The 16956-nt window shown below is 35.4% G+C and carries 16 protein-coding genes; 5 read left to right on the top strand and 11 right to left on the bottom strand.

Features of this window, described 5'->3' with window-relative positions; all coding sequences use genetic code 11:
- Positions 1–55 precede the first annotated feature (55 nt).
- Together rpmE and NEH75_RS07400 are read right to left on the bottom strand one after the other, a co-directional pair.
- Positions 56–265, bottom strand: coding sequence for a 50S ribosomal protein L31 (gene rpmE, locus NEH75_RS07395; protein WP_055244798.1), 210 nt, complete (start codon positions 263–265; stop codon positions 56–58).
- Positions 266–461: 196 nt separating this feature from the next.
- Positions 462–1721 carry a UDP-N-acetylglucosamine 1-carboxyvinyltransferase gene (locus NEH75_RS07400; protein WP_055244800.1) on the bottom strand — a complete coding sequence of 420 codons (1260 nt, stop codon included), beginning with the start codon at positions 1719–1721 and terminating at the stop codon, positions 462–464.
- 439 nt (positions 1722–2160) lie between these two features.
- On the opposite strand from NEH75_RS07400, the gene NEH75_RS07405 reads away from it, so the two are divergent.
- From NEH75_RS07405 to NEH75_RS07420, 5 genes are all read left to right on the top strand, one after another.
- A complete protein-coding gene (locus NEH75_RS07405; RefSeq protein WP_055244802.1) occupies positions 2161–3000 on the top strand; it encodes a fumarate hydratase in 840 nt (279 codons plus the stop codon).
- A 16-nt stretch (positions 3001–3016) separates the two neighbouring features.
- Entirely contained in the window at positions 3017–3544 is a 528-nt protein-coding gene (locus NEH75_RS07410; RefSeq protein ID WP_055275257.1) for a Fe-S-containing hydro-lyase, read from the top strand.
- Positions 3545–3568: 24 nt separating this feature from the next.
- Complete coding sequence (locus NEH75_RS07415; RefSeq protein ID WP_305888118.1) at positions 3569–4753, top strand: NADP-dependent malic enzyme; 1185 nt, start codon at positions 3569–3571, stop codon at positions 4751–4753.
- 33 nt (positions 4754–4786) lie between these two features.
- Entirely contained in the window at positions 4787–4966 is a 180-nt protein-coding gene (locus NEH75_RS13615) for a DUF6440 family protein (RefSeq protein ID WP_147614350.1), read from the top strand.
- A 569-nt stretch (positions 4967–5535) separates the two neighbouring features.
- Positions 5536–5796, top strand: a complete 261-nt coding sequence (locus tag NEH75_RS07420) for a D-alanyl-D-alanine carboxypeptidase family protein (RefSeq protein WP_262941064.1) — start codon at positions 5536–5538, stop codon at positions 5794–5796.
- 24 nt (positions 5797–5820) lie between these two features.
- On the opposite strand, the gene yfcE is transcribed toward NEH75_RS07420, so the two are convergent.
- The 9 genes from yfcE to NEH75_RS07465 form a co-directional block, all read right to left on the bottom strand.
- The gene (yfcE, locus tag NEH75_RS07425) at positions 5821–6369 is read right to left on the bottom strand and encodes a phosphodiesterase (protein WP_055305074.1); all 549 of its coding nucleotides are present in this window, start codon (positions 6367–6369) and stop codon (positions 5821–5823) included.
- Positions 6370–6609: 240 nt separating this feature from the next.
- On the bottom strand, positions 6610–7947 hold the full coding sequence (glnA, locus tag NEH75_RS07430) for a type I glutamate--ammonia ligase (protein WP_055242513.1): 1338 nt from the start codon (positions 7945–7947) through the stop codon (positions 6610–6612).
- A gap of 266 nt (positions 7948–8213) precedes the next feature.
- On the bottom strand, positions 8214–8780 hold the full coding sequence (locus tag NEH75_RS07435) for an ANTAR domain-containing response regulator (protein WP_055242511.1): 567 nt from the start codon (positions 8778–8780) through the stop codon (positions 8214–8216).
- A gap of 331 nt (positions 8781–9111) precedes the next feature.
- Entirely contained in the window at positions 9112–9744 is a 633-nt protein-coding gene (gene pyrE, locus NEH75_RS07440) for an orotate phosphoribosyltransferase (protein WP_055275262.1), read from the bottom strand.
- 39 nt (positions 9745–9783) lie between these two features.
- Positions 9784–10500: an orotidine-5'-phosphate decarboxylase gene (gene pyrF / locus NEH75_RS07445; protein ID WP_317453095.1), complete on the bottom strand. Its 717-nt coding sequence runs from the start codon at positions 10498–10500 to the stop codon at positions 9784–9786.
- A 368-nt stretch (positions 10501–10868) separates the two neighbouring features.
- Entirely contained in the window at positions 10869–11780 is a 912-nt protein-coding gene (locus tag NEH75_RS07450; RefSeq protein WP_055242505.1) for a dihydroorotate dehydrogenase, read from the bottom strand.
- Entirely contained in the window at positions 11780–12550 is a 771-nt protein-coding gene (locus NEH75_RS07455) for a dihydroorotate dehydrogenase electron transfer subunit (RefSeq protein ID WP_055275267.1), read from the bottom strand. The genes NEH75_RS07450 and NEH75_RS07455 overlap by 1 nt, the downstream gene beginning before the upstream one ends.
- A 113-nt stretch (positions 12551–12663) precedes the next feature.
- Positions 12664–15849 carry a carbamoyl-phosphate synthase large subunit gene (carB, locus tag NEH75_RS07460; RefSeq protein ID WP_262948722.1) on the bottom strand — a complete coding sequence of 1062 codons (3186 nt, stop codon included), beginning with the start codon at positions 15847–15849 and terminating at the stop codon, positions 12664–12666.
- Between the two features lie 38 nt (positions 15850–15887).
- Positions 15888–16952, bottom strand: coding sequence for a carbamoyl phosphate synthase small subunit (locus NEH75_RS07465; RefSeq protein WP_055275269.1), 1065 nt, complete (start codon positions 16950–16952; stop codon positions 15888–15890).
- Between the last annotated feature and the right edge of the window lie 4 nt (positions 16953–16956).

Genomic DNA, 16956 nt, shown 5'->3' on the forward strand with positions numbered 1-16956 from the left:
GCCGGGCGCACATAAAAAAAAACACCACACAAATGGTGGTGTTTCAAAATCAAAACTATTTAGTGTTGATTCCGTATTTTTTGTTGAAGCGTTCGATACGTCCATCAGCTTGAGCGAATTTTTGACGTCCTGTGTAGAATGGATGACAGTTTGAGCAAGTGTCAACACGAATTTCTTTCTTAACAGATCCGCTTTCGAATTCGTTTCCACAAGTTGTACATACTACGTTAATACGGTTGTATTCTGGATGGATTCCTTGTTTCATTCTAGTTCACTCCTTCGGCCCTGATTAATTGATTAATCAGAGAAAGTCTATATAACAATAGAATTATACTAAATTTATAGTACTGGTGCAATAAAAATTTTCATGAATCGATCAATTAAAATTTGACAATTGCTATGAAATTAGTTAATTGCAAATAAAGTACTCTATCTTAGCATTCCATTTTTATTTTGTTTTATTATTCTGTTACAGTTTCACGCCAAACTTTAGCACCGATATTGTTTAATTTTTGTTCAATATTTGAATATCCACGATCAATATGGTATGTATTTCCGATTTCGGTTACACCCTCAGCAATTAACCCCGCAATCACTAATGAAGCTCCCGCACGTAAGTCTGTTGCTTTTACGCGAGCAGCATGTAATTTTGTTGGTCCTTGAACAATCGCAGAGTTTCCTTGAACTTTAATATTTGCTCCCATTTTATTTAATTCGAAACAATTTTTGAAACGATCAGAATAGATTGTATCTGTTACCATTCCAACCCCAGTTGCTTGTGTTAATAAAGTCACTAATGGTTGTTGTAAATCTGTTGCAAGTCCTGGATAAGTACTTGTTTTAAAATCAACGGCTTTCATTTCTTTGCCGCCACGTACAATGACATGATCTGCATGAACATCAATATCCACACCCATTTCGCGTAATTTTGCAATTAACGCCTCTAAGTGATGAGGAATAATGTTATCAATTTTAACTTCTTCTCCAGCGACAGCTGCTAAAGTAATATATGTTCCAGCTTCAATACGGTCAGGAATAATTGCATGACGTGTGCCATGAAGTGATGAAACTCCCTGAATACGAATTTCACCTGTTCCTGCTCCTTTAATTTTAGCTCCCATACTATTTAAAAGATTAGCTAAATCGATAATTTCTGGTTCTTTCGCAGCATTTTCGATTATCGTTGTTCCTTCTGCTTTAACGGCAGCTAACATAATGTTAATCGTAGCCCCTACTGAAGCAAAATCTAAATAAATCTTAGCTCCTGTTAATTTCTCGGCTTTTAAGCGAATCGCTCCCGATTCTTGTGTAATAGTTGCTCCTAAAGCTTCAAATCCTTTTAAGTGTAAGTCAATTGGACGTGGACCTAAGTAGCAACCCCCAGGCATTCCAATCACTGCTTCTTTAAATTTTCCAAGTAAAGCCCCCATAAAATAATATGAAGCTCGTAATTTATTTACTGCACCCTCTACTAATGGTGTATTGATTAAATTTGTAGGATCTATAATTAACTCGTCATTATCTATCTTATATGTACCATTTAATTGTTCAATCATCATCCCTAGATGCTCAACATCGACAATCTGTGGAACACCTTCTAAAATAACTGAAGAATCCGCTAAAATGGCCGCAGGAATTAAAGCAACTGTACTATTTTTAGCACTATCAATTCGGACCGTTCCGTTTAATGGACGTCCTCCTTCTATTTTAATCACTTCCATCGACGCTCTTCCTTTCTGTTTTTACACGAATACCTATTGTATTATATCAAACTTTAGCCCAAGTTGTTAAAGATATTTTCACCTTTTATAGCGCTTAAGACATAATTTTCAAAAAATTTCTTAATTATCTATTATCTCAAGTAGATTCGACACGAAATCGCTTTTGATTTTTGTTAATTTAAATAATATTTTATCAAAATGAACCGAACGAAAAAAGAAGAAGAAAAGACCTCTGTAATCTAGGATGATTACTTAGATTCTTTTATGGTAAAGTAAATTTCAAAAATGCAATCTTTTCTTTAGCAAGAATACGCTTCTCACTTCATATTTTTCAACATTAATTATCTTTTCCTATCGACTTATCATTATCCTCTCTGCTTTTTCTTTTCATCTATTGTCACATCCTGTAAAATACTAGGTGATAGGAGGGATTTCATCTATGAGAAAACTTGAAGTATCAAGCATTATTCCAAAGATTGAATCAATGTGTATTGAAGCAAACTATAATGCAAGCTCATCACTTATGACGACATTAAGACAAGCTCAAGAAAACGAAAGTTCTACTCTTGGGCAAACCATCTTAAGTCAAATTATTAAAAATGATGAAATTGCAACAAATTCACAAGTACCGATGTGCCAAGATACAGGAATTGTTGTCGTATTTGTTGAGATTGGTTCAAGTATTCAATTGATTGGAAACCTTGAAGAGGCCATTCATGAAGGTATCCGACGTGGATATCAAAACGGTTATTTAAGAAAATCAGTCGTTGCACATCCTCTAGACCGTATCAATACGAAGGATAATACGCCAGCCATCATTCACTACCAATGGGTAGAAGGCGATGAATTAAAAATTACGATTGCCCCTAAAGGTGCTGGAAGTGAAAATGTCAGTGCGGTTGGAATGTTAAAACCATCAGATGGCTATGAAGGGGTTAAACAATTTGTCCTAGATACGATTTTAAAAGCTGGAGGAAACCCTTGTCCACCGATTATTGTCGGAGTCGGGGTTGGTGGGAATTTTGAAAAATGTGCCCTACTCTCTAAGCAAGCATTAATGCGTCCATTAGAAGATACATCATCAGATGAAATTTGCGCACGTCTTGAAAAAGAATTATTAACTGAAATTAATGAGTTAAATATCGGTCCAATGGGGTTCGGTGGAAGCACAACTGCATTAGCCGTCAAAGTTAATGCTTATCCATGCCATATTGCATCTTTACCCGTGGCAGTCAACATTCAATGCCACGCCTCAAGACATGTCACAGAAATTTTTTAATTAAAGGATGAGGACAATGAAAATTAACTTACCGTTAACAAAAGAAGTCACTAAAAACTTAAAAGCTGGGGATATTGTTGAATTATCTGGGATCATTTATACAGCACGTGATGCAGCTCATAAACGATTAATTGAACGTTTAGATGCAAATGAACCATTACCATTTGATTTAAAAGATAGTATCATTTACTATGTCGGTCCAACACCTGAAAAACCAGGTGCCGTCATTGGATCGGCAGGTCCGACGACAAGTTATCGAATGGATGCTTACGCACCGACCCTTTTAGATTTAGGATTAAAAGGAATGATCGGTAAAGGTCCACGTAATCATGAGGTAATTGATGCGATGAAACGTAATGATGCTGTTTATTTTGCAGCTGTTGGTGGTGCGGCGGCGCTTCTTGCTTTACATATTAAAGAAGCTGAAGTGATTGCTTTTGATGATTTAGGAACAGAGGCGATTCGCCGCTTAGTGGTGGAAGATTTTCCTGTTATTGTGGCGACAGATTGTCATGGTAATAGTCTTTATTCAACTCAAAACTAATCGAAAAAACTATTTGGAGGATTTATTATGAATGTTTTTGAACAATCGTTAGCATTACATGCACAGGCTCGCGGAAAAATCGAGATTAATTCAAAGGTTAAGGTTGAGTCGAAGGAAGATTTAAGTCTAGCTTATTCACCTGGTGTTGCTGAGCCTTGTCGTGTGATTTCAGCAAATGAAGACGAAGTATATACTTACACAAGTAAAGGAAATATGGTTGCCGTCATTACGGATGGTTCAGCTGTTTTAGGACTTGGAAATATTGGTCCGAAAGCCGCTTTACCTGTTATGGAAGGAAAGTCTATTTTATTAAAACAGTTTGCTGGGGTAGACTCTTTTCCTCTTTGTCTTGATACACAAGATCCTGAACTGATTATTCAAACTTGTAAATTGTTAGCTCCATCTTTAGGAGGAATTAATTTAGAGGATATTTCGGCACCTCGTTGTGTCGAGATTGAGCGTCGTCTAATCGAAGAAATGGATATTCCGGTTTTCCACGATGACCAACACGGTACAGCTATCGTTGTGAGTGCAGCTTTAATTAATGCTTGCCAGTTAACCGATCGTAAATTAGAAGATTTAAAAGTAGTTGTGAGTGGAACCGGAGCAGCGGGAAGTTCCATTATTAAAATGTTAAATCAATTAGGGGTTGGGGATATTATCGGTTACAACATTGATGGAATTGTACATCGTGATAAAATTGATCGCTATGACTTCTTAACAAAAGAGTTAGTTGAAATTACAAATAAAGAAAACTTCATCGGTGATGATACATTAGCCTCTGCGTTAGTCGGTGCTGATGTATTTATCGGAGTCTCAGTTGCCAACATTGTGACACCTGAAATGGTTCGTTCCATGAATAAAGATCCTTTCATCTTTGCGATGGCGAACCCAAATCCTGAAATTATGCCAGAAGATGCATTAGCAGGTGGCGCTTTAGTCGTCGGAACAGGTCGTTCAGACTTCCCTAATCAAATTAATAATGTTTTAGCTTTCCCTGGTATTTTCCGTGGAGCTTTAGATGCGCGTGCCACAAAAATCAATGAAGAAATGAAATTAGCAGCCGCAATGGCTATTGCCTCATGTGTCCCAGAAGAAGAGTTACGCGCTGACTTCATCATTCCTTCGCCATTTGATCCAAAAGTCGCTGAACGCGTAGCAGATGCTGTTAAAAAAGTAGCAAAAGAAACTGGCGTAGCTCGTATATAAACAATATAATCTATATCGCTTTGGAGAAATTGAATATCGCTTCGATTTGTTGTTTCTTATGAACCAGGAGGCCTAAGTGATAAGTTGCATATCGTTGTTGATACGCAGACTGGGATTAACTACATAAAGATTTGTTATGATCATGTCTCTGGTCTAACTCCTTTATTATATAAATCAGTCATACTATCAACGTATTTTAAGAACTTAGCTTGACTTAAAATCTCTAGATTATGTATTGGTTTGTATATAGATGCCGAAGGACAAGTTGTTGTGAAACCCATTGCTAAAAAATAATATATTAAAACAGCATGATTGATTATGCTGTTTTTTTTACTGAGAAGGAATTAAACGTGATGCAAAAATTTAGAGGATTTATTACTATGTTGAAAACAATATTAACCGTTAGATGATGTATTAAAAAAAGTTATCCACAACTATCCTATAATCAGATTTTTTGACGTTTAAATGTAAAACTAAATTTAGCTTCATATACCGAGATTAAAATGTCTAATTTAGAGCAATTTCCTCTGATTGTGAATAACTATTACGAGCTTCTTTCTTCTTCTGTACCTAAAAATTTAATTTACTTCCTACAATCACCCTATCGTACCTGTTAGGAAGTCGGGCATACCTTCTTATCACTCATATCTGATGCTAAAAAAGAAAAACTAAATCTTTCTATCCTATCGGTTTATGGAACTTATGACTGTTAAAAAAATCTTTATGATGAATATTGTTGAGAAGATGATTAACAAATAGCTGATACATACAGTCCACACCCAATTCATAGTGAGCATCAACCACAATGTGCATTTATCATGAATAAAGAAATGGAACCAACGAAAATCATTTGGTTAGGTGAATATGCCCATGAGTATAGATTCATTATTCGCTATCCACAACCACTAACTCATTTAACTAGGTATCAATATGAACCGTGGCATATCACCTATGTTGAGAAACCAGTAGAAGACCTGATAAAACAAAATCAAATTCAAATGTTAAAAAAATATAAAGTGAATTTTATGGATTATCGCTTATAAAAAAACTCGTCTAAAGACGAGTTTTTATTTTAGTGCGATTTCTTTGTAGACTTTTCCATCAAATGTTTTAACTTTAAACTGATCGTGATTTAAAATCCCATATGAATTTGGATGATTTTCTTTTGGTAAGGTTGTCGATCCTGGATTTAAGATGTACACACCATCTTGTTGTTTTAAAATTGGCACGTGGATATGACCAAAAATGAAGATATCACCTTCAATCAATGAGCTCGGAATTTGTTGATCATTATAAAGGTGTCCATGTGAGGCCATTAATTTACGATTTTTTAATGGAATAACGTTATAGTCTGCTGTAATGGGGAATTCTAACACCATTTGATCAACCTCACTATCACAATTTCCACGAATCGCAATAATTTGATGTTTGATACTGTTTAATAATTTAATAACTACTTGTGGATTATAGTCTTGTGGTAGCGGGTTTCTTGGTCCATGATACAATAAGTCACCAAGTAACACTAAGTAATCCGCTTGCTCTTCTTCAAAACGTTCTAATACTTTTTTTGCCCAATAAGCTGATCCATGAATATCCGATGCGAACATTAATTTCATCTACTTCACTCCCTCTTTTTTTCTATACTTATTATAACAAGAACCTTATCTCTTTTATGTAAAAATTAAAAAATTGTGATTTGTTTTTGATTAATAAACTAAAAAAGACGACTGGATCAATTACAATTTGTAATTCAACCAATCGTCTTTTAGAACTTTTCTGCTTCCCCTCAGAAAAGTTCTTTATTTATTTAATACTCCCGAAATAAATATGATTTTCTATCTAAAAAGGTTCATCAATTATAACAAGCTCATGTAACGTTTTAATTCCCATTCATGAACAGCTAAACGATACTCATCGTATTCAGCATGTTTCGCTTCAACGAATTTTTCAAAAATATGAGCACCTAAAGCATCTTTAATAACTTCATCTTGCTCTAATAATTTTACAGCTTCTGATAATGATCCTGGTAAAGCTGTAATTGAATGTGCATCTAATTCTTCTTGAGTCATTTCAAAGATATTTTCTTCAACTGACGCTGGAGGTGTTAATTTGTTTTTGATTCCATCTAATCCAGATGCTAAGATTGCAGCTAATGCTAAATATGGGTTAGCTGATGGGTCAACTGAACGTACTTCTAAACGAGTTCCCATTCCACGAGAAGCAGGTACACGTACTAGTGGCGAACGGTTAGATGGTGACCATGCCACATAAACTGGAGCTTCATAACCTGGAGTTAAACGTTTATATGAGTTAACTGTTGGGTTAGATACGGCTGTGAAGTTACGAACGTGTTTTAAGATACCAGCCATAAAATGATATGCTGTTTCACTTAATTGTAACTCTCCTTCTTTATCAAAGAATGCATTTGATCCATCTTCATTGAATAATGAAACGTTACAGTGCATTCCTGAACCGTTGATTCCAGCGATTGGTTTTGGCATGAATGTTGCATATAATCCGTGTTTACGAGCAATTGATTTAACAACTAATTTAAATGTTTGAATTTTGTCACATGCTGCTAATACATCATCATATTTGAAGTCGATTTCATGTTGCCCTGGAGCAACTTCGTGGTGAGATGCCTCAATTTCAAATCCTAATTTTTCAAGTTCGATTACGATATCACGACGGCAATTTTCTGCTAAATCTAATGGTGCGTAATCGAAGTATCCACCGTGGTCATTTAATTCACCTGTTGGTAATCCATTCTCATCTAATTTGAATAAGAAGAACTCAGCTTCTGGCCCTAAATTGAAACGAGCAAATCCTAATTCTTTCATTTCACCTAATACACGGCGTAAGTTAGAACGTGGGTCTCCTGCAAATGGAGTTCCATCAACATTATGAACATCACAGATTAAACGAGCAATTTTAGCTTCTCCTGGCGTCCAAGGGAAGATTAACCATGTGCTTAAATCAGGATATAAGTACATATCACTTTCTTGAATACGAGTAAATCCTTCAATTGACGATCCATCGAACATCATTTGATTGCTTAATGCTTTTTCTAATTGAGATAAAGGAATCTCAACATTTTTTACTACCCCAAATAAATCTGTAAACATTAAACGAATAAAGTTTACTCCTTCTTCATGTGCAATACGTAAGATTTCTTCTTTTGTTAAAGTTGCCATTTAGAACTCCTCCTCATAATCCATTAATAATCATTGATTTTCCCAATTATAGATACTGCCCTATTCTAGATAATGATACACTCAGTGATTGAGTCTGTTAATCTTATCGACATTGATCAAAATTAACAAAAAAGGGTTCACTAAACAAGTGTTAAACAAAACACATTGTTTAATGAACCCCATTGTTCATCATCTATTAGTTTAAATATTGTTTCTTAAAGACGCCTTTGTCTATGTTTCCATTATATGAGATTTCTCTAATAAAATCAACTGTTTTTTTTATAACTTTTTAAAATTCTCTCAGCAAGTTCTAACTTACTAATTCGTAGTTCCATACTACGTTTTTGAATATAGCGATGTGCCTCATCCTCTGTCATATTCTGATTTTGTTGTAACGCACGCTTAGCTAACCGTATAGTTTTCTCAGTTTTTTGAGCTTGTTCTAATTCGTTAACTTTTGATTCTAATTGTCTGACTGTTTGACCGTATTTCGTCAAGACACGTAGCATCGTTGATAAAACAATGGATTGAACCGGCTTTTCACAAAATTCAAAATACGGATCTTGTCTATAATAAAACTTTTGATAAGACTTTCCTAATAATAAAACTGCTTGACGTTCATGAATCAATGTTTCTACAAGTGATACAATACTCATTCCTGGCAAATCTTCATCCACAATAACTACTTCGGGTGCTAATGCTTTTGACCGGCGAATTAAATCATATCCATCCGTCGTTATCCCTACGACTTCATAACCAGAACTCGTTACTTGGGACCTAATTGTTGACACTAATCTCTCTGATTGTGATGCAATAATAATACGCTCTCCCATGAATCCACCCTTTTCTAGTTAGATAAACAATTCATTTTTCTCACTGTAAATTTATTATGTACTTGTCATTGTGACAAATACCTTACGTCATAACTAATAAATCTACTTATAATTATCATGCTCTCTATTTCATTCTTTGTCAATATTCACCCATCCTAAAATTGGAAAAACAAACAGAGACATAAATACATCTTATCAATTTTTTATAGTATTTTATAAATATTATCGTTTGTTAATAACTTAGTTAAAAATAGATTCCTTCTTAATTAGATATTATTGTCTATCATTTACATTTATAAAAAAGGAATCGAACATATCGATTCCTAATTAACTATTTTGTTAACCAACTTTCATCACTTGGATCTTTACGCCATGCCGATAATTTTTCAATTGATTCTTCAGAGATTTCTCCAATTTCTGCTGCAACTTCAACTAACGTTTGATAGTTACATAATGAAACATTTTTGCATGATGCTGCTTCTAAGTTCTTTAATCCTGTTTCTAATTCATATGAGAAGATAGAAACGATCCCTAATACATCGCACCCTAATTCACGTAAAACTTCAACAGCTTCAATTGAAGATTTTCCTGTTGAAATTAAATCTTCAACAACGACTACTTTCATTCCTTCTTTAACTAATCCTTCAACTTGGTTCCCACGGCCATGTTTTTTAGCTGATGAACGTACGTATCCCATTGGTAAGTCTAATTTATCTGCCATAATTGCAGCGTGAGGAATACCAGCTGTCGCTGTCCCCATTAACATTTCACACTCAGGATAATGTTCTTTTACAATTTCACATAATCCTGCTTCGATGTCACGACGAACTTCTGGATAAGATAATGTTAAACGGTTGTCACAATAGATTGGTGACTTAATTCCTGATGTCCAAGTGAATGGATTTTCTGGACGTAGTAATACGGCGTGAATATTTAGTAAATGTTTAGCAATTGTACGTTTCATAAATAAATCTCTCCTCATAGTTATAATATTTTATGAATCTTATAATCCAAGAAATTGTTTATTAATTAACTGATATGTTTCAACTGGGTTTTGTGCACGTGTAATTGAGCGTCCGACTACGATGTAATCTGATCCTAATTCTCGTGCTTTTTCTGGTGTGACGACACGTTTTTGATCATCTACACTGTCACTAGCCTGACGGATTCCTGGTGTACATGTTACGAAATCTAATCCTAATTTTTCATGAATTTCTTTTGTTTCTAACGCAGAGCAGACGATTCCATCTAGACCAGCCTCTTTTGTAAACTGGGCATATTTTAATACTGTGTTTGGTAACGTTTCATTGATTAAAATTTGCTCTTGCATAATTTCTTCACTTGTTGACGTTAATTGAGTCACCGCAATACATAATGGTCGGTTTCCACCTTCTGGTGTTCCTTCAATTAATCCTTCTACAGCAGCCTTCATCATTGGAATTGTTCCAGCTGCATGAACATTTACCATATCTACACCTAAGCGTGCTAAGTTTTTCATCGCACTCTTCACTGTGTTTGGAATGTCATGTAATTTTAAATCTAAGAAAATTTTATGGTTTTTCTCTTTTAAATACTTGATGATTTGAGGACCTTCTGCATAAAACAGTTCCATCCCAACTTTAACGTATAATGATTCTTCAAACTGATCAATGAATGCTTTTGTCTCTTCAAAATTTTTAAAATCTAATGCAATGATAACTGCTTTATTCACGTAGAACATCCTCCCTTTTAGTTGCTTTAATTCTAGTAACCCAATCTAATCTTTATAAAATTCAGAATAGTGCTAATCCCTATTTACCACTCAATTCAGCTTTTTATACACTCTAGCTTCAAGCTCCAGTCTTTTATACAAAAAAATCCTCTTTCAGCCTATGAGTATGCTAAAAGAGGATACACGAATTCCATAAAAATAATTGGGAATATATTAAAATATAAACGTGTTCTTCTCAGCCTCACGGGACCGAATTAAAGCTTTCTCAGTAATTATAGAAGATACCCTATTTTTTGTCAACTATTGAAGTAGTTTCTATCAAATTTTTATCCCTTTTTGAAAAAAAGTGTAGTCGATTACTAAACCTCTTTTATCATTTATTTATGAGCATATCCGACTGCATCGCTTAATTTTTCAAATCCGTATTTGTCTAATACTTCTGGTAAGCGGTCGATGATATCCACACATGCATATGGGTTGATGAAATTAGCTGTCCCTACAGCAACGGCACTCGCTCCTGCGTATAAGAATTCTAACACATCTTCTGCTGTCTCAATTCCACCCATTCCGATAATTGGAATGTTAACATTTTTATACACATCATGAATCATACGTAGTGCAACTGGTTTAATCGCAGGTCCTGATAATCCACCTGTTCCATTAGCTAAGATTGTTTTTCCTGTTTTTAAATCAAAACGCATTCCAAGTAACGTATTAATCATTGTAATTCCATCCGCCCCTGCCGCTTCAACTGCTTTTGCAATCTCAACAACATTTGTGACATTTGGGGATAATTTAATATAAACTGGAACACTTGAAACTTCTTTAATTGCTTTCGTTAATTCTGCGGCAACATTCGCATCTGTTCCGAAGGCAATTCCACCTTCTTTAACATTTGGACATGAAATATTGATTTCTAAAGCAGCTACATTTGGTGCTTTAGAAATTTTTTCAGCAACTGTAACGTATTCTTCTAATGTTTTACCTGCCACATTTGCGATAATTGGTAAATTATATTGTTCTAAAAATGGTAATTCACGCTCAATAATGACATCAACACCTGGGTTCTGTAATCCGATTGCATTTAACATTCCACCTGGTGTTTCAGCCACGCGTGGTGTAGGATTTCCAATACGCGGCTCATCGGTTGCAGCCTTAATCATGATAGATCCTAAACGTGACAAGTCATAATATTCAGCGAATTCCCGTCCAAATCCAAAGCATCCTGATGCTGGGATAACTGGGTTTTTAAGATTTAATCCTGGTAATTTAACTGCTAAACGATTCATTATAATGCAACCTCCCCAAGTTTGAATACTGGTCCTTCTTTACAAACACGAGCCATTTTCCCACTGTTTAATTGACAAACACAAGCATAACAAGCTCCAATTCCACATGCCATGCGCTCTTCAAATGATAAATATCCTTTTTTCGTTTGACCGAATTGTTCATCAATCGCTTTTAACATCACTTTTGGTCCACATCCATAAATCCAGTCGAAGTTTAATTGTTTGTCATTGATTAATTCAACAACATTACCTTTGTAACCATGACTACCATCCATTGTCGTGATGTATACGTCTGCATAAGCTTTAAATTCTTCTTCATAGAAAACATCAACTGAAGAAGCGAATCCTAAAACAGCGATCACTTTGTTACCTTTTGCATGTAATCGTTTGGCCATTTCGTACATTGGTGGAACTCCAATTCCTCCCCCAACTAATACAACTGTTTCATTTGCTTGAACATCTTCAATGTCGAATCCTGTTCCTAGCGGTCCTAAAATATCAACTTGTTCACCTGCTTGTTTTTGAGAAAGAAGTTTTGTTCCTTCTCCTTCTGCACGGTAAATCATCTTAAATTGATTTAACTCTTGATTAATCTCACAAATTGAGATTGGACGTCTTAATAGTGGATAAGCCACCTCGTTAATTTTAATATTGACGAATTGCCCTGCTTGCAGCATTCCTTGAACTAAGTTTCCACTTAAAATAATTTCATACACATTTTTTGCAATTAACTTTTGACTGACAACCGTCATATTCTGAACTTTACGCATAGATGGAACCCCCTATAATCTAGATTCTATTTAAATTAAACTTCTAACTATACTTTATTTAATTGCTTATTGAAACCGACATCTAAAAAGATGTCGGTTTTATAAACATTGGATTAGATAGCTGCGTCAATTGCAAAGCTCATTGATTCTAATACTTTATAAACCGCGCGCGCTGTATCTAATGATGTTAAACATGGAATGTTATTTTCTACCGCTTCACGACGAATTAAGAACCCATCTGTGATGCGATCTTTTTTACTTACTGAGAATGTATTGATAACGAATTGAACTTGTTGTCCACGGATTACGTCTAAAACTGTTTTACCTTCTTCACCGATTTTTGCGATTGGAACAGCGTAAATTCCGTTTTCATGTAATAACTTACAAGTTCCTTCTGTTGAAATTAATTCATATCCGATTTCAGTGAATTGACGTGCTAGTTCTACTGCTTCTTCTTTATCTTTATTTCCAATGGTGAATAAGATGCGTCCATGTGTTGGCATCTTCATACCTGCTGCAACTAACGCTTTGTATAATGCCTTTTCTAACGTACGATCCTTACCGATTGCTTCCCCTGTCGACTTCATTTCTGGGCCTAAAGAAATGTCTACTTTACGTAATTTTGAGAACGAGAAGACTGGTGCTTTAACATAAACACCTTCAGAATGTGGATGATATCCTGTTTCATATCCTTGCTCAACTAACGATTGCCCTAAGATTGCCTTTGTTGCAATATTAGCCATTGGGACGTTTGTGATTTTACTTAAGAATGGTACGGTACGAGATGAACGTGGGTTAACCTCTAATACGTAAACTTCTTCTTCTTTCGTCACAACGAACTGGATATTTAATAATCCGATGATTTTTAAACCACGAGCAATACGTGTTGTATAATCGATTAATTTATCCATAACTTCTTTTGATAACGTTTGTGGTGGATAAACTGCCATTGAATCCCCTGAGTGAACTCCGGCGCGTTCAATGTGTTCCATAATTCCTGGAATATAAACATTTTCTCCATCAGAAATCGCATCGACTTCAACCTCTTTACCTGTTAAGTAACGGTCGATTAAGATTGGATTTTCCCCATTTTCTTTTAATGCCTCTTTCATATAGCGTTCGATTTCAGCATCATTATCGATGATTTCCATCGCACGTCCACCTAATACATATGAAGGACGTAATAAGACTGGGTAACCGATACGGTTAGCAATTTCTTTTGCCCCTTCAACTGATTGGCAAGTTGCTCCTAATGGTTGAGGAACTTCTAAATCTTTTAATAATTTTTCGAATTGATCACGGTCTTCTGCACGGTCAATATTTTCTAAAGATGTTCCTAAAATTTTAATTCCACGTTCTTGTAACTTAGATGCTAAGTTAATTGCTGTCTGTCCACCGAACTGAACGATCACTCCTTCAGGTTGCTCTAAGTCAATCACATGCATAACATCTTCGATTGTTAATGGTTCAAAATATAATTTATCTGAAATTGAGAAATCTGTTGAAACTGTCTCAGGATTATTATTAATGATAATTGCTTCATATCCTGCTTGTTGAATTGCCATTACACAGTGTACTGTTGCGTAATCAAACTCAACCCCTTGTCCGATACGGATAGGTCCTGATCCTAATACAACAACGCTTGGTTTATCTGTACGTTTTGATTCATTGAATGTTTCGTATGTTCCATAGTAGTAAGGTGTTTTTGATTCAAATTCTGCACTACATGTATCTACCATTTTATAAACTGGCATTAATGATTTTTCTTTTCGGAAGTTGTAAACATCTAATTCAGTAGAATTCCAGTATTTTGCGATTGTAATATCGGCAAACCCTAAACGCTTAGCTTGTCCTAAAATGTCTAGGTTCCAAGGATTTTCTTTTACAACTGATTCGAAATCGATGATTCCTTTTAATTTCGTTAAGAAGAATAAATCAATTTTTGTGACGTTGTGGATTTCTTCGATTGTTGTTCCACGGCGGATTAACTCACTGATCACGAATAAACGCTCATCATCTGCAAACTTCGTACGTTTCCATAAGATTTCATCTGATTCTTCTTTTAATGATTCTAACTCAACATGATAAACCTTTGTTTCTAATGAACGAACAGCTTTTAATAATGACTCTTCAAAGTTACGCCCAATTGCCATAACCTCTCCTGTTGCCTTCATCTGAGTTCCTAAACGACGATTAGCTGAATTGAATTTATCAAATGGCCAACGTGGGATTTTAGCAACAACATAATCTAATGCTGGCTCGAAGCAAGCATAAGAAACACCTGTCACTGGGTTGATGATTTCATCTAATGTTAAACCTACAGCGATTTTTGCTGCGATTTTTGCGATTGGATATCCTGTTGCTTTAGACGCTAAGGCTGATGAACGAGAAACACGAGGGTTGACTTCGATAACATAGTAGTTAAAGCTATTTGGATCTAAAGCTAACTGTACGTTACATCCACCTTCGATTCCTAAAGCACGGATAATTGTTAATGAAACATCACGTAACATATGGTATTCACGATCAGCTAATGTTTGAGATGGAGCGACGACGATAGAATCTCCTGTATGAATTCCAACTGGATCAAAGTTTTCCATGTTACATACGACAATCGCATTATCATTTGCATCACGCATCACTTCGTACTCAATTTCTTTATATCCCGCAATTGATTTTTCAATTAAACATTGTGTAACTGGTGATAAATTTAATCCATTTTCAACAGTTGTACGTAAACCTTCTTCATCTTCTACGATTCCTCCTCCGGTTCCACCTAATGTAAAGGCCGGGCGAACGATAATTGGATATCCGATTTCATTTGCGAAGTCTACTGCTTCTTCAACGGTATTAACAATTACCGATTCTGGAATTGGTTGGTTTAATTCAAACATTAATTCACGGAACATGTCTCGGTCTTCTGCTTTTTTAATGGCTGCTAAATCTGTTCCTAAAATTTCAACACCACATTCTCTTAAAATTCCATCCTCTGCTAATTCAACGACTAAGTTTAATCCAGTTTGTCCTCCAAGTGATGGTAAAACGGCATCTGGGCGTTCCTTTCGGATAATTTTGCTTAAAAATTCTTTCGTTAAAGGTTCCATGTAAACTTTATCAGCAACTTCTGTATCTGTCATAATCGTCACTGGGTTTGAGTTAACGAGAATGACTTCATATCCTTCTTCTTTTAAAGATTGGCAGGCTTGTGTTCCTGCATAGTCGAACTCTGCTGCTTGCCCGATGATGATTGGTCCTGAACCAATAACTAAAATTCGGTTAATATCTGTACGTTTTGGCATCCTTGCTTCCTCCTAATTTCTCTATTTCATTATAAAAATTATTTTAAATTAGCAATAAAACGATCGAATAAATAACTTGCATCGTCTGGTCCTGGTGATGCTTCAGGGTGGTATTGAACAGTAAATGCTTTATATTCTTTATGTTTTAATCCTTCAACTGTGTTGTCATTTAAAGCAACATGAGTGATTTCTAGTGGTGTATTTTCAACTGATTGACGACATACTTCATATCCATGATTTTGAGAAGTAATGTGAACTTTGTTTGTTTCTAAATCTTTAACTGGATGATTACATCCACGGTGTCCAAATTTCATTTTCTTCGTGTCTGCACCATTTGCTAACGCGAATAATTGATGCCCTAAGCAGATTCCCATTAATGGATATTTTTCCTGAACTTCACGAATCATTGGTAAAGCTTCAACGACATCTTTTGGATCCCCAGGTCCGTTACTTAAAACAACTCCATCTGGATTTAAGTGATCGATTTGAGAAGCTGTCGTATTAAATGGGACAACGATGACTTCACATCCACGTGCTGTTAAGTCACGGATGATTCCTTTTTTCACACCAAAATCAACTAAAACAATACGATGTCCCTTTCCTGGTGCTGAGTAAACCATTTTTGTTGATACCTGTTCAACATGACGATCTAATACTGGTGTTGCTTTTAACTCTGCTAAAATTTCTTCATTACTTTTATTGATGTCTGCAATCATTCCACGGATAGCTCCATGCTCACGAATTTTAATTGTTAAAGCACGAGTATCCACATTACATAAACCTGGTACACCTTTTGCTTCTAATAATTCGCTTAATGTTTTTGCTGAACGCCAGTTTGATGGCACTTCACAATACTCTTTAACGATTAAGGCTGATGCTGATGGTGAGAATGATTCAAAGTCATGATCATTAATTCCATAGTTACCAATTAAAGGATACGTCATCGTAACCATTTGTCCAAAGTATGATGGGTCCGATAAAATTTCTTGATATCCTGTCATCCCTGTATTGAATACGACTTCCCCGGTCATCGGTTCAAGGCATCCAAATGCTGTTCCTAAAAATACTGTTCCATCTTCTAATACAAGTTTACGATTATACATCATT

It is taken from the genome of Turicibacter sp. T129 (assembly GCF_025594975.1).
GTDB classification, from domain to species: Bacteria; Bacillota_I; Bacilli_A; order MOL361; family Turicibacteraceae; genus Turicibacter; species Turicibacter bilis.

Coding starts and splice junctions, on each gene's coding strand:
- rpmE (WP_055244798.1), bottom strand. CDS start 265: ATGAAACAAGGAATCCATCCAGAATACAACCGTATTAACGTAGTATGT.
- NEH75_RS07400 (WP_055244800.1), bottom strand. CDS start 1,721: ATGGAAGTGATTAAAATAGAAGGAGGACGTCCATTAAACGGAACGGTC.
- NEH75_RS07405 (WP_055244802.1), top strand. CDS start 2,161: ATGAGAAAACTTGAAGTATCAAGCATTATTCCAAAGATTGAATCAATG.
- NEH75_RS07410 (WP_055275257.1), top strand. CDS start 3,017: ATGAAAATTAACTTACCGTTAACAAAAGAAGTCACTAAAAACTTAAAA.
- yfcE (WP_055305074.1), bottom strand. CDS start 6,369: ATGAAATTAATGTTCGCATCGGATATTCATGGATCAGCTTATTGGGCA.
- glnA (WP_055242513.1), bottom strand. CDS start 7,947: ATGGCAACTTTAACAAAAGAAGAAATCTTACGTATTGCACATGAAGAA.
- NEH75_RS07435 (WP_055242511.1), bottom strand. CDS start 8,780: ATGGGAGAGCGTATTATTATTGCATCACAATCAGAGAGATTAGTGTCA.
- pyrE (WP_055275262.1), bottom strand. CDS start 9,744: ATGAAACGTACAATTGCTAAACATTTACTAAATATTCACGCCGTATTA.
- pyrF (WP_317453095.1), bottom strand. CDS start 10,500: ATGTTCTACGTGAATAAAGCAGTTATCATTGCATTAGATTTTAAAAAT.
- NEH75_RS07450 (WP_055242505.1), bottom strand. CDS start 11,780: ATGAATCGTTTAGCAGTTAAATTACCAGGATTAAATCTTAAAAACCCA.
- NEH75_RS07455 (WP_055275267.1), bottom strand. CDS start 12,550: ATGCGTAAAGTTCAGAATATGACGGTTGTCAGTCAAAAGTTAATTGCA.
- carB (WP_262948722.1), bottom strand. CDS start 15,849: ATGCCAAAACGTACAGATATTAACCGAATTTTAGTTATTGGTTCAGGA.
- NEH75_RS07465 (WP_055275269.1), bottom strand. CDS start 16,952: ATGTATAATCGTAAACTTGTATTAGAAGATGGAACAGTATTTTTAGGA.